The following is an 11973-nucleotide window of genomic DNA, read 5'->3' as shown; positions in this document are numbered from 1 at the left end:
ACGCCAACACTCCTGCAGCAGCGCGTAACAAGCGACCAGGCGCTGCGCGGCCGCCCGGTTCTCCGCCGCCCACCCCTCCCGCGCCGCCACCGTCAACCCCGTCAACGCCGCCGGGGCGGATGAGTCGGCGGAACCGGACGAGCCAGCAGCGCCAGACGAGTGGGCAGAACCGGACGAGCCAGTGGAGCCGGCAGGGCCGGAACCGGACGCGGGGCCGCCAGCAGCGCGCTCGGGATCGCCGTCCATGCCCCACCCCCCGTGGTCGCCTACGCGGCCATGCCGCGCCATATCTCGAATACGTGTTCTATCCTACGGCCACGCGTTCGACACCACAAGGGCTTCCCACGAGTCGACCGCCGAGTTCCGTACGACGCACTCCCCCCACGGCCCGCGCCAGCAGAGCGGCTCGTAACCGCCGTCGCGTCCCGCCCGGGCCCGTAGCGACGTTCGGCCCTGCGGCAGCAAACTCCCGGTACACGCACGATCGCGCGCACCCAAAGGCGCGCGCGACCGGTCAAGCGGAACGGCGGACGCCGGTCACCGACGGCGGCCACGGCACCGCGCCCACCCCGGGCAGCCGGCACCGCGCCGACCCCGGGCAGTCGGCGCCGCGCAGCCCACGCGCCGCGCGGACCCCGCCCGCAGGAGGGCTACAGCGCCCGGCCGATGACCTCCTTCATGATCTCGTTCGTGCCGCCGTAGATCCGCATGACGCGGGCGGCGGCGAACTTCTGGGTGATGGGGTACTCCATCATGTAGCCGTAGCCGCCGAACAGTTGGAGGCAGCGGTCCACCACGTCGTCGAGCATGTCGGTGGCCTGCATCTTGGCCATGGAGGCGGTCACGGCGTCGAGTTCACCGGCGATCTCGCGCTGGATGCAGTAGTCGACGAACGTGCGGGTGGCCATCACCTGGCTCTTGCAGTGCGCCAGCTCGAAGCGGGTGTTCTGGAAATCCAGCACCGGCTTGCCGAACGCCTCCCGCTCGCGGGTGTACTCGAGCGTCTCCACGACGGCGGCCTCGGCCATCGCCAGCGCGTCGACCGCGATGGCCAGACGCTCGCGCGGCAGCTGGTTCATCAGCTGGTAGAAGCCCTGCCCCTCCCCGCCGCCGAGCAGGTTGGCGGCGGGCACGCGCATGTCGTTGAAGAACAACTCGGCGGTGTCGGCGCCGTGGCGGCCCATCTTCTCGAGCACGCGCCCCCGCTCGAAGCCGGGCGTCGACGCCTCGACCGCGAACAGGGCCATGCCCTTGTGGCCGGCGTCGAGGTCCGTCTTGGCCGCCACCACCACGAAGTCGGCGGAGCCGCCGTTGGAGATGAAGGTCTTGGAGCCGTTGATGATGTAGTCGTCGCCGTCGCGGCGGGCGGTGGTGCGCACGCCCTGCAGGTCGGAGCCTGCGCCGGGCTCGGTCATGGCGATCGCGGAGATCCACTCACCGGAGCAGATCCTGGGCAGCCACGCCTTCTTCTGCTCCTCGGTGGCGTAGTTGGCGACGTAGTGCGGGGTGATGGTGGAGCCCACGCCCATGCCGAAGGCGGTGTCGCCGGAGTAGACCAGTTCCTCGGTGACGAGGTACTCCATGCCGGGGTCGCCGCCCTGCCCGCAGTACTCCTCGGGCACGTCGAGGCAGATGAGGCCGGCCTCGCCGGTGCGCACCCAGGTCTCGCGGTCGACGTGCTTCTGCGCGGCCCACTTCTCCTGGTTGGGGGTCATCTCCTTGGCGAAGAACGCGCGGGCGTGTTCGCGCAGCAGCCGGTGGTCGTCGGTTTCCCACGCGGGGCGGTAGTCGGGGAAGAGTGCGGACACGAGAGGCCTCCGGGAGGGGACGACGACGACGAGGAACGCCTCTGAGCTGACGTCCGCCCGTTCCGGAAGAGGGCGCGCGCACGGGCGCGGGAGAGGTCATACTCGTGCCATGAGCGAATCCCCCGACCTGCCGGAGAATACGGAACCGACCGGGACGACGCCCGGAGGTGGGGCCGCGGCTCTCCCCGAGCCGTTCCCCTCGGACTGGACCCGCTGCCTGGTCCTCGTCGCCCACCCTGATGATCCGGAGTACGGGATGTCCGCGGCCGTGGCGCGGTGGACCGCGGAGGGCCGCAGCGTCGTCTACGTGCTGGCATCGAGCGGCGAGGCGGGCATCGAGGGGATGTCGCCGGCGATCGCCGGGCCGATCCGCGAGGAGGAGCAGCGGCGGTCCTCGGCCGTGGTCGGGGTCGACGAGGTCGAGTTCCTGGGGTTCCCGGACAGCCGGATCGTCAACAACGCGGCGCTGCGTGACGCGATCGCGGACGCGATCCGCCGGCACCGGCCCGACATCGTGGTGTCCCTGTACTCGGGCCCCGAATTCGGCCCCGGCATGCCCAACCAGAGCGACCACATGGAGTTCGGCGCGGCCGTGGGCGCGGCGTACGACGACCTCGTGGCCGCGGTCGGCGTGGACGCCGCGGAGGGGCGACCGCAGATGTGGTTCGAGTCCGCGCCCGGGCCCACCCACTACGTGGAGGTCACGGGCTTCGTCGAGCCGGCTGTGGAGGCGCTGGCGCAGCACTCCGAGTACCTCTCGGTCCTCGACCCGGCCACGCCCGTGCGGGAACAGGCCCGTCGGCAGGTCGAGGCGGTGTGCGCGCCGATCGAGGGGATCGCCGGCGGGAACCCGGTGGTGGGTTTCCGGCGGATGCGGCCGTGACGGGCGGGCGTCAGGCAGGCGCGCCCGGCCGGCCGGCCGGCGTGTAGGCGGCCTCGGACAGCCGCAGGCGCTCGACGATCTCGTCCGCCCACTCCGCGGTCGGTGAGGGCACGGTGCCGTCGCCCGGGCGACCGACGTAGGTGAGCCAGTAGCGCTGCGCGCCCTGACCGACGACCGCCGAGTACACCAACGCCCCCTCCGGGCCGACCACGTCCTGCGGGGCCGAGGGGATGACCCGGAACGAGACCGACCAGCCGTCGCCGACTCGGGTCGACAGCTCCTCGACCCGCTCGTCGACCGCCTGCCCCGGGACCGGGAGGAGGATCGGGCCCATTCCGTTGGCCAGGGTGATCGCCGCCAGCCGGTTGTCGCTCTCGCGGGGGTCGAACAGGTCCTCGGTGAGCCCGCCCACCAGCACGACTCCGTCGGACTGGGCGGGTTCTGCCCGCTCGGGGCTCATCGCGGTGCTGCCGAAGAGCAGTTCGCCCGACTCCGCACGCCAGCCCTCGGGGACGCGGATCACCAGCCCGGCGAAGGGGTCGACGTGATCGGAGCCGGCGGCCACCTGGACCTTCGGACTCAGCTGCCGCGCGGACGGCGCGTGCGTCCGGTCCGAGATCACCCATGTCGCCACCGCCGCGATCAGCGCCACCACCAGGACCAGCGCGATCGCCAGCGCGGCCCGGGCCCGGCCCGCGACAGGGGACGCGGAGGGCCCGGAGGAACGGCCGGATTCGGACTTCTCTGCGGAACTCATCCGCCCAGCGTAGGTGGCCGGGTCATCCGCAGCGTGATGTTGACCCGCCCCGGCTCGGCGCCCAGCACCTCACGGCACCACGACGGCGCCGTGGAGTCGAAGACCTTGGGCACACCGTGGAACGCCATCCGCGACGGCCCGCCGAACACCACCAGATCGCCCGACTCCAGGCGGACGTCGGTGTACGGCCGGCCGCGGTGCTCGGGCGTGCCGAAGCGGAACGTGCACGCGTCTCCCAGGCTGAACGACACGACGGGCGCGGGGCTCGCCTCGTCGCGGTCCTGGTGAAGGCCCATCGTCGCGCCACGGCCGTAGAGGTTCACCAGAGCGGCGTCGGGGGTGCAGGGATCGCCGCCGTCGAGGACCGCGGAGCGCGGATCGACCGCCGCAGCCGAGGTCAGCGCGGTTCGCGCGGCCCGCACGAGCCAATCGGGGATCGGCGGGGTGGCGGCGTCGTCGTCGTCATATCTATACGGCGACCAGTGGCGCCCCAGACTGAACGTCCGCACCGACATCCGCCCGCCGCCGGGTAGGACGATCGAGCGCGGCGCCGCCACGGCCGCCCAGTCCGCGCACGCCCGGAGGAGATACTCCTGCTGCTCGCGGCTCATCCAGTCCGGCACGTGCACCGCGCCCGGACCGAGAAGCGACGGCTCGCGGTGGACACCGAACAGTGGCTCAGTCATCGAAGAAGAACCCAGTCATCGAGGAAGAACCCAGTCATCGGAGAAGAACTCAATCATTGAAGAGGAACTCAGTATCACCTGGTCGTGTTCTCCTCCCCCGGCTTCTGCGCGGTGATCGGCGCGGCGATGTCCTCGAGGGACTTCCCCTCCGCGTCGACGCCGAGGAAGATCTCGGCGATTCCGCCGATCGCCATGATGCCCGCCGCGAGGAGGAAGCCCAGGCCGACCAGTCCGCGGTCGCCGCTCTCGATGAAGTTACCGAACAGCAGCGGGCCGATTATGCCGCCGACGCCCGTGCCGATCGCGTAGAAGAAGGCGATCGCCAGCGCGCGGGTCTCCATCGGGAAGATCTCGCTGACGGTGAGGTAGGCGGCCGACGCGCCCGCCGTGGCGATGAAGAACGTCAGCGACAGCAGCACGACGAAGCCCCACAATCCACCCGTCTCATTGAGGAATACGAAGTACAGCGGCACCGTCACCAGCGCCGACCCGAGGTACGTGCCGGCGATCATCTTCTTACGTCCGACCTTGTCGAACAGCGGGCCCAGAGTGAGCGCGCCGAGGAAGTTGACGATCGCGAACAGGGCCAGTAGCAGCGGCGCCGAGCCCGCGTCGATGCCGTAGTAGTTCTGGTAGAGCGTGCCGAGGTTGAAGGTGATCCCGTTGTAGAGAAACGCCTGACCGATGAACAACGCGAGGCACAGGATCGCCCGCCTGGGATACTTCCCGAAGGCGGTCCTCGCGATCTCGCTGAAGGGGATCGAGGCCCTCTGGTGGATGGTGATCCGCTCGTCGCGGCCGACCTTCTCCAGCGGTTCGTCGGTCTCCTTCCGGATCTGCTTCTCGATCCTCTCGACGATCTCCTCGGCCTCGTCCTCCCGGCCGTGGATGAACAGCCACCTCGGACTCTCCGGGACATGCCGGCGGACGAAGATGATCACCACGCCCAGCAGCGCGCCCACGCCGAGCGCGAACCGCCAGCCCAGGTTCTCGGCGAACATCGCCGTGTTGAGGAAGAACAGCGAGTAGAACGAGCCGAACGTCGCGCCCAGCCAGTAGGTGCCGTTGATGAGGATGTCCACGCGACCGCGGTAGTGGGCGGGGATCAGCTCGTCGACCGCGGAGTTGATCGCCGCGTACTCACCGCCGATGCCGGCGCCCGTGAAGAACCTGCAGATGAAGAACATCCACGGCTCCACCGCGAAGGCCGTGGCGAACGTGGCGACGCAGTACACCACCAGGGTGAGCATGAACAGCTTCTTGCGGCCCCACTTGTCGGTCAGTCGGCCGAAGAACAGTGCACCCAGACAGGCACCGAAGATGTAGATCGACGCTGCGAGACCGATCTGGCCCTCCGTGATCGGCAGGCCACTGCCGGGCTCCACCAGGCGCGCGGCCAGTGAGCCGATGAGGGTGACCTCGAGGCCGTCGAGGATCCACACGGTCCCGAGGCCCACGATGATCTTCCAGTGGATCCCCGCCCAGGGAAGGCGGTCCATCCGGGCGGGTACGGCCGTCTTGATGGTGCTGAGCCGGCGCTTACGCCTGCGTGTGCCCGACCCTGACCCGGTGTCGGGGGACGCATCACCCCGGGGATGTCGCTCCATGACTAGGTTCTAGCCAACTGTGACCGGGGTCGCATCCGATCCGGGCGTCGGCGCGGCGGGAAGTCCGTGCGCTCTCCTCTACCTCCGGCACGCACTCCGGCACGGTCCCGTCGGCATCACCGACCCGGTAGACGGTGTCGTCGCATTCCTGCCCCCCGGACGCCCCGGAGCCCGACGCCGGGGTCGTGCTGCTCCACGAGCGGTTCGGCTTCACCACGTTTTCGACCCCACCGGGCGGGGCGACGGCCCACCGGCGTGGTGGATGCGAGCGGCCGCAGAGACCAACCTGCGGCGTTAACCCCCCTGACATGGGCAAGAACTTATGTTTGGTAGATTCTTAACGTCCCCAAAGAAACCGAGCCGAACTTCGGACGAAACAAGGAGAATCCTCAATGGGAAATCAAGGACTCGCGGCACTCAGCCTTATGCCCACCCTGTCCCTCACCGCGTTGATCCCCACGGCCGTCGGCCTGGTCACCTCGACCTCGTTCTGGGGCGCCGTCGCGCACAGCATGGGGATGCTTCCCCAGGAAGCCTTCATCCAGGCGGAGCAGCTGGGCATCACGCTGCCTCCCATGCCTCGCTGATTCAGGGGACTCTTAAGTAGTGCCTTCCGCGCCCCTCGACGTTTCTCGTCGGGGGGCGCGTCTGCGTCGTCGTGCCCTACCGGAGGGGCAGCTCCTCCCCTCTCACCGCTCCGGCTGCAGCACCGCCCAGGCCTGTTCGGCCAGCTCTGGCGTCGCCGCCGCCACGACGGTCCCGCCCTCGAGCGGCTGCCGGCCGTCCGGGCCCGTGATCACGCCGCCCGCGGCCTCGATGATCGGGATCAGCGCCACGATGTCGTAGGACTTCAGGTCGGCTTCCACGACCAGATCGACGCGCCCCGCGGCGAGCATGCAGTAGGCGTAGCAGTCCCCGCCGAAGCGCTGGAGGCGGACGCGGCGGCCGAGGTCGTCGTAGCGGCTGCGGACCTCGCCGTCGTCGCCGAACATCGACGGGTGCGTGGTGTACATGATCGCCTCGGACAGCTCCGTGCAGCCCGATACGCGCAGGTCGATGGCCTCCGGTCCGTTGGTGCGGCGCCGCACGGTGGCGCGCCCGTGGACGGCGGAGAACGTCTCGCCCAACACCGGCTGGTCCATCCAGCCCGCGACGGCGCGGCCGCCCTCCACCACGCCGACCAGGGTCCCCCACCCCGTCATCCCGGTGAGGAACGCCTTGGTCCCGTCGATCGGATCCAGGTACCACGTACGGGCGGCGTCGGCGGGACCGGTGAGGCCGTTCTCCTCCCCCACCACCCGGTCGCCCGGGGACATCGACGAGATCCCCGCGCGCAGGAGCTCCTCGATCGCACGGTCGGCCTCGGTCACGGGATCGTAGCGGTGCCCGTTTCCGCCGACGGCCGCGCCGTTCGAGTCCGCGGTGCCCGTGCCCGCGCCGCCCTTGTCCGTGGCGGCCAGCGCCGCGAGGTCACCGTAGAAGTGCCGGCGGGCGATGCGGCCGCTCGCGGCGAGGAGTTCGTCGAGGTGCTCCGTCAGGTCGGGATCCAGGGGACGGGTGGGCCGTGGCGTCATGTCTACATGGTGCACGACCGCACCGCGCCGCCACAGCCGATCCGGGAGTCGGATATCCCGACTCCGCCCTCTACAGGTGCGGACGGGGCTAACGTGGTCGCACCCGTACCGCGCCGACCCGACAGAGCCGAGATGCGATGACCGCCCTGATGGACTTCCTCTCCACGCGCCGCCTCCAGCTGGCCACGGACTCATGGCAGCACGTCAGCGCCACGGTGCAGGCGGTGCTGCTGGCGACGCTGCTGTCGGTGGCGATCGGCGTGGCCGTCTACCGCAGCCGGTCCGGGTCGGCGGTCGCCACCGGCCTCGCCGCCACGGCGCTCACGGTGCCGTCGTTCGCGCTGCTCGGCCTGCTCATCCCGGTGCTGGGTCTGGGCGTGCTGCCCACCATGACCGCGCTGGTCATCTATGCCGTGTTGCCGATCCTGCGCAACACGATCGTCGGCCTGGACGCCGTGCCCGCCGCGACCGTCGACGCCGCGCGCGGGGTGGGTATGAGCCGGATCGGGGTGCTCGCCCGCGTCGAACTACCGCTGGCGTGGCCGTCCATCCTCGCCGGGATCCGGATCTCCACGCAGATGTCGATGGGCATCCTCGCGATCGCCGCGTACGTCAAAGGTCCGGGGCTGGGCAACCTCATCTTCGCGGCGCTGTCGCGAGTCGGCACGCCCACCGCGCTGCCCATGGCGCTGACCGCGACGGTGCTCATCGTCGTCCTCGCGCTCGTCCTCGACGCGCTCCTCGTCCTGCTCGGACGCCTGACCATCAAGGGGAACCAGTGACCAGTACCGGATCGACCACCACCGAGTCCGTCTCCGGCGTCCCGATCGTCCTGGACGACGTCACCAAGATCTACCCCGGCCAGGAGCGGCCGGCGGTGGACAACGTCTCGCTCGAGCTGCCCGCCGGCCGGACCACGGTGTTCGTGGGGCCGTCGGGCTGCGGCAAGACCACCACCATGCGGATGATCAACCGCCTCATCGAGCCGACCTCCGGCACCATCACGATCGACGGTCAGGACAACCGCGGCCTCGACGCCGACACCCTGCGCCGCTCCATCGGCTACGCCATCCAGGCGTCGGGGCTGTTCCCCCACATGACCGTCGCGCAGAACGTCGGCACGGTGCCGCGGCTACTACGGTGGAAGAAGGCCCGGACCCGGGCCCGCGTGGACGAGATGCTCGAGCTGGTCGGCCTGGACCCCGGGGAGTTCCGCGACCGCTACCCCGCGCAGTTGTCGGGCGGCCAGCAGCAGCGGGTCGGGGTGGCCCGGGCGCTGGCCGCGGATCCGCCGGTGCTGCTCATGGACGAGCCGTTCGGGGCGGTCGACCCCATCACGCGGGCGTCGCTGCAGGACGAGTTGGTGCGGCTGCAGGACGAGCTGCGCAAGACCATCGTGTTCGTCACCCACGACTTCAACGAGGCGGTGAAGCTGGGAGACAGGATCGCGGTGCTCGGCCCCGGGTCGTCGGTGCTGCAGTTCGACACCCCGGAGGCCGTCCTCACCAACCCGGCGGACGACACGGTGAGCGGGTTCATCGGTGACGACGCCGCGCTCAAGACCCTCACCCTCCGGCGCGTGGGTGACGTGGACCTGGGAGAGGCGACGACGGCGAGGGCCTCGGACGACCCGGCCGAGTTCGCCACCCGGTTGCGCGGGTCCGGCGACGAGTGGGCGGTCGTGCTCGACGACGCGGGCCGGCCCCTGCGGTGGGTGCGCGGCGACACGGTGGCCCGGATGCCCGATCTGCGGTCGGGCGGACTGCCGGTGGTCGGGTCCGTGACGGTGGACTCGTCCCTCCAGGAGGCGCTCGACGGGCTGCTGTCCACGGCGAGCGCCACCACGGTGGTCGTGGACCGCGACGGGGTGTACCGCGGCACCATCGGCATCGACGACCTGGTCGCCGAGCTGCGGCGCATCAACCACCGGCACAACGACGAGGGCCGGGTCCCCGGCCAGAGCGGTCGGGCATGAGCGCGCCCGCTGCCGTGGCCCGCGGCGGGTCGGCGAGGTTGTGGGTGCAGCCGCTGGTCATCGTGGCCGCGGCGGTCGGGGTGCTGTGGTGGGCGTTCTCCCGCGAGCTCGACGAGACGCAGCGGGCCTCGCTCAACGCGGCGTCCCTCACCCAGCGGACGCTCGAGCACGTGCAGATCACGGTGACGGTGGTGGGGATCGTCGTGGCGGTGGGTGTTCCCCTGGGGATCCTGCTCACCCGCCGGCGGACGCGGTTCCTCGCTCCGGTGGCGGTGGGGTTCGCCAACATCGGGCAGGCTGCGCCGGCGATCGGGCTGATCGTGCTGCTGTTCCTGGCGACCAACCGGACGGGCTTCTGGATCGGGGTGCTGCCGGTGGCGGTCTACTCGCTGCTTCCGGTGCTGCGGAACACCATCGTGGGGATCCGCAACGTCGACCCGGCGCTCATCGACGCCGCGCGCGGTCAGGGGATGACGAGCGCCCGCGTCCTGCGGTCGGTCGAGCTGCCGCTGGCGGTGCCGTTCATCCTCGCGGGGCTGCGCACCACGCTCGTGCTGGCGGTGGGCACGGCCACGCTGAGTTTCCTGGTGGACGCCGGCGGGCTGGGCATCTTCATCGACACCGGGTACCGCCTGCAGGACTACACGACGCTGGCCGTGGGCTCGGTGCTCGCGGTGTGCCTGGCACTGTTCGTCGACTGGCTCGGCGGGGTCGGCGAGCTCCTGTTCAACCCGAAGGGGCTGCGATGACCAGCACGAGAACCTCGCCCGTCAGACGCCTCGCCGCCGCCCTGCTCACCACCGTGCTGCTCGCGACCGGCTGCGGCCTCAACAACGGCGGGTCCGTGCCCCTGAGCGTGGGACCGGGGCCCGGGGGCACGGTCCCCGAGCTCGAGGGCGTGCGCATCACGGTGGGCGGAAAGGACTTCACCGAGGGCGTCATCGCCAGCTATCTCGTGGAGTTCCTCCTCGCGGCGGCCGGCATGGAGGTGTCTGACATGTCGTCGCTGGCCGGGTCCAACAGCTTCCGGCAGGCGCTGGTGACCGGGCAGGTCGACATCGGCATGGAGTACACGGGCACCGCGTGGATGAGCTACCTGGGCAATTCCGAGCCGATCCGCGACCCGCAGGGGCAGTGGGAAGCGGTGCGCGACGCCGACCTGGCCGAGCACGACCTGCGCTGGATGCCGCCCACGACCGTCGACAACACGTATTCGTTCGCCATGAACCAGGCGACCGCCGAGGAGACCGGGGTGCGGACGTTCTCCGACTACGCCGAGCTCGTCCGCACCGACCCCCAATCGGCCGTCACGTGCATGGAGACCGAGTTCTCGGTGCGCCGCGACGGCTGGCCGGGGCTCGCCGAGGCCTACGGGTTCGATGCCGCCACCGTCCCCACGCCGATCATGCAGCCGGGGATCATCTACCAGGCCACCTCGGTCGGCCGGGAGTGCCGCTTCGGCGAGGTCTACACCACCGACGGCCGGGTCAAGGGCCTCGACCTGGTGGTCCTGGAGGATGACCAGCGCTTCTTCCCCGTCTACAACCTCGCGACCGTCGTCCGCGGCGAGGTCCTGGACGCGTACCCGCAGATCGAGGACGTCCTCGCGCCGCTGGTGGACCTGCTCACCAACGAGGTGATGGTGGAGATGAACATGCGCGTGGACGTCGACGGCGAGGACCCCGCGCTGGTCGCGCGGGACTTCCTCGAGCAGGAGGGGCTGGTGTCCGTGGACTGACGCGGATGCACCCGGCCGCCGGGTGCCCCACAATCAGGACACGACCCCAGGAGGTTGCGCGTGACCAGGAGGCCTATCGGATCGCTGCCGCGGGTGGCCACGCGTGTGCCGCGGATGGTGCCGGACCTGTCGCTGCTGCCGCCGGGGCGGATCGTCTCGCTCGCCGACGGGGTCACCACCCGCGTCCACGACACGGGCGAGGAGCACCTCACGCCGGTGATCCTCCTGCACGGCATGGCGGCCACGGGGATGCTCAACTGGTACCAGACGTTCGAGCGGCTCCGCGGCGAGCACCGGCTCATCACCTTCGATCAGCGCTGGCACGGCCACGGCTTCCACGGCGAGTTCACGTTCGAGACCCTCGCCGACGACGTACTCCGGGTCGCCGACCACCTCGAGCTGCCCGCGCCCGTGCTGGGCGGGTACTCGATGGGCGGGATCGTGTCCCAGCTGGCCGCGCGCCGCGACCCGTCTCGCCTCGGCGGGCTGGTGCTGGCCGCGACCGGCACCGGCGCGCGGCGCAACGCGATCGAGAGGATGTCGCTCGGTGGCCTGACGCGCTCCGCCCCGTTGCTCAACGCGGTGCCGGAGGAGGTCGGCGAGGTCGTGGAGGAGGAGGTCGACGACGAGGTACTCCGGCCGCACGCGTGGGCCCTGCGCGAGTTGTCCTCGGTGTCGTTCGCGACGCACCGCAACGTCATCGCGCAGGTCGCGGGTTTCAACTCGACGTCGTGGCTGCACGAGCTCACGCTGCCGGTGGCCGTCGTCAAGACCACCCGGGACCTGGCGTTCCCGCAGTGGGTGCAGGACGAGATGGCCGACCTGCTGCCTCACAGCGCGGTGTTCCCGGTCCACGCCGGACATGCCGCGTGCGCGACGCACCCCGGGGAGTTCGCCCGCCGGATGCGCACGGCGATCGGCTGGGTCGTGTCGAACCTCCGCTGA

The 11973-nt window shown here is 70.7% G+C and carries 12 protein-coding genes; 7 read left to right on the top strand and 5 right to left on the bottom strand.

Annotation, left to right across the window (positions count from 1 at the left end; all coding sequences use genetic code 11):
- Positions 1–650: 650 nt before the first annotated feature.
- Positions 651–1808, bottom strand: a complete 1158-nt coding sequence (locus DPA01S_RS05850; protein ID WP_061914555.1) for an acyl-CoA dehydrogenase family protein — start codon at positions 1806–1808, stop codon at positions 651–653.
- 109 nt (positions 1809–1917) lie between these two features.
- On the opposite strand from DPA01S_RS05850, the gene DPA01S_RS05845 reads away from it, so the two are divergent.
- A complete protein-coding gene (locus DPA01S_RS05845) occupies positions 1918–2691 on the top strand; it encodes a PIG-L deacetylase family protein (RefSeq protein WP_083961705.1) in 774 nt (257 codons plus the stop codon).
- A 10-nt stretch (positions 2692–2701) separates the two neighbouring features.
- Here the strand turns inward: DPA01S_RS05845 and DPA01S_RS05840 are convergent, their stop codons facing one another.
- The 3 genes from DPA01S_RS05840 to DPA01S_RS05830 all read right to left on the bottom strand — a co-directional run bounded on the left by DPA01S_RS05840 (position 2702) and on the right by DPA01S_RS05830 (position 5633).
- Entirely contained in the window at positions 2702–3448 is a 747-nt protein-coding gene (locus tag DPA01S_RS05840; protein ID WP_083961703.1) for an APA family fibronectin-binding glycoprotein, read from the bottom strand.
- Positions 3445–4134: an alpha-ketoglutarate-dependent dioxygenase AlkB family protein gene (locus DPA01S_RS05835; RefSeq protein ID WP_061228519.1), complete on the bottom strand. Its 690-nt coding sequence runs from the start codon at positions 4132–4134 to the stop codon at positions 3445–3447. Before DPA01S_RS05835 ends, DPA01S_RS05840 begins: the two co-directional genes overlap by 4 nt.
- 74 nt (positions 4135–4208) lie before the next feature.
- Entirely contained in the window at positions 4209–5633 is a 1425-nt protein-coding gene (locus DPA01S_RS05830) for an MFS transporter (RefSeq protein ID WP_061914552.1), read from the bottom strand.
- Between the two features lie 500 nt (positions 5634–6133).
- Here DPA01S_RS05830 and DPA01S_RS16735 point away from each other — a divergent pair, with 500 nt between their 5' ends.
- Positions 6134–6328, top strand: a complete 195-nt coding sequence (locus DPA01S_RS16735; protein ID WP_129591165.1) for a hypothetical protein — start codon at positions 6134–6136, stop codon at positions 6326–6328.
- A gap of 102 nt (positions 6329–6430) precedes the next feature.
- Here the strand turns inward: DPA01S_RS16735 and DPA01S_RS05825 are convergent, their stop codons facing one another.
- Positions 6431–7315, bottom strand: coding sequence for an inositol monophosphatase family protein (locus tag DPA01S_RS05825; RefSeq protein ID WP_061914549.1), 885 nt, complete (start codon positions 7313–7315; stop codon positions 6431–6433).
- A gap of 137 nt (positions 7316–7452) precedes the next feature.
- Between DPA01S_RS05825 and DPA01S_RS05820 the strand changes: the two genes are divergently transcribed.
- Genes DPA01S_RS05820 through DPA01S_RS05800 form a run of 5 tightly spaced genes read left to right on the top strand, consistent with a single transcriptional unit; the run spans position 7453 to position 11973 of the window.
- Complete coding sequence (locus DPA01S_RS05820; RefSeq protein ID WP_061228522.1) at positions 7453–8097, top strand: ABC transporter permease; 645 nt, start codon at positions 7453–7455, stop codon at positions 8095–8097.
- On the top strand, positions 8094–9290 hold the full coding sequence (locus DPA01S_RS05815; protein WP_061914547.1) for an ABC transporter ATP-binding protein: 1197 nt from the start codon (positions 8094–8096) through the stop codon (positions 9288–9290). The genes DPA01S_RS05820 and DPA01S_RS05815 overlap by 4 nt, the downstream gene beginning before the upstream one ends.
- Positions 9287–10039 carry an ABC transporter permease gene (locus DPA01S_RS05810; RefSeq protein WP_061228524.1) on the top strand — a complete coding sequence of 251 codons (753 nt, stop codon included), beginning with the start codon at positions 9287–9289 and terminating at the stop codon, positions 10037–10039. Before DPA01S_RS05815 ends, DPA01S_RS05810 begins: the two co-directional genes overlap by 4 nt.
- Entirely contained in the window at positions 10036–11028 is a 993-nt protein-coding gene (locus DPA01S_RS05805; RefSeq protein ID WP_061914542.1) for a glycine betaine ABC transporter substrate-binding protein, read from the top strand. The genes DPA01S_RS05810 and DPA01S_RS05805 overlap by 4 nt, the downstream gene beginning before the upstream one ends.
- Before the next feature lie 60 nt (positions 11029–11088).
- Positions 11089–11973 carry an alpha/beta fold hydrolase gene (locus DPA01S_RS05800; RefSeq protein ID WP_232303034.1) on the top strand — a complete coding sequence of 295 codons (885 nt, stop codon included), beginning with the start codon at positions 11089–11091 and terminating at the stop codon, positions 11971–11973.

This window comes from Dietzia papillomatosis NBRC 105045 (assembly GCF_001570845.1).
Lineage (GTDB): Bacteria > Actinomycetota > Actinomycetes > Mycobacteriales > Mycobacteriaceae > Dietzia > Dietzia cinnamea.
Note: the sequence above shows the minus strand (reverse complement) of the source record. Positions and strands in the feature narration are given on the sequence as shown.

What these genes read in the sequence shown, in the direction of transcription:
- DPA01S_RS05845 (WP_083961705.1), top strand. Translation starts at nt 1,918, where the DNA reads ATGAGCGAATCCCCCGACCTGCCGGAGAATACGGAACCGACCGGGACG.
- DPA01S_RS05840 (WP_083961703.1), bottom strand. Translation starts at nt 3,448, where the DNA reads ATGAGTTCCGCAGAGAAGTCCGAATCCGGCCGTTCCTCCGGGCCCTCC.
- DPA01S_RS05835 (WP_061228519.1), bottom strand. Translation starts at nt 4,134, where the DNA reads ATGACTGAGCCACTGTTCGGTGTCCACCGCGAGCCGTCGCTTCTCGGT.
- DPA01S_RS05830 (WP_061914552.1), bottom strand. Translation starts at nt 5,633, where the DNA reads ATGGACCGCCTTCCCTGGGCGGGGATCCACTGGAAGATCATCGTGGGC.
- DPA01S_RS16735 (WP_129591165.1), top strand. Translation starts at nt 6,134, where the DNA reads ATGGGAAATCAAGGACTCGCGGCACTCAGCCTTATGCCCACCCTGTCC.
- DPA01S_RS05825 (WP_061914549.1), bottom strand. Translation starts at nt 7,315, where the DNA reads ATGACGCCACGGCCCACCCGTCCCCTGGATCCCGACCTGACGGAGCAC.
- DPA01S_RS05820 (WP_061228522.1), top strand. Translation starts at nt 7,453, where the DNA reads ATGACCGCCCTGATGGACTTCCTCTCCACGCGCCGCCTCCAGCTGGCC.
- DPA01S_RS05810 (WP_061228524.1), top strand. Translation starts at nt 9,287, where the DNA reads ATGAGCGCGCCCGCTGCCGTGGCCCGCGGCGGGTCGGCGAGGTTGTGG.
- DPA01S_RS05805 (WP_061914542.1), top strand. Translation starts at nt 10,036, where the DNA reads ATGACCAGCACGAGAACCTCGCCCGTCAGACGCCTCGCCGCCGCCCTG.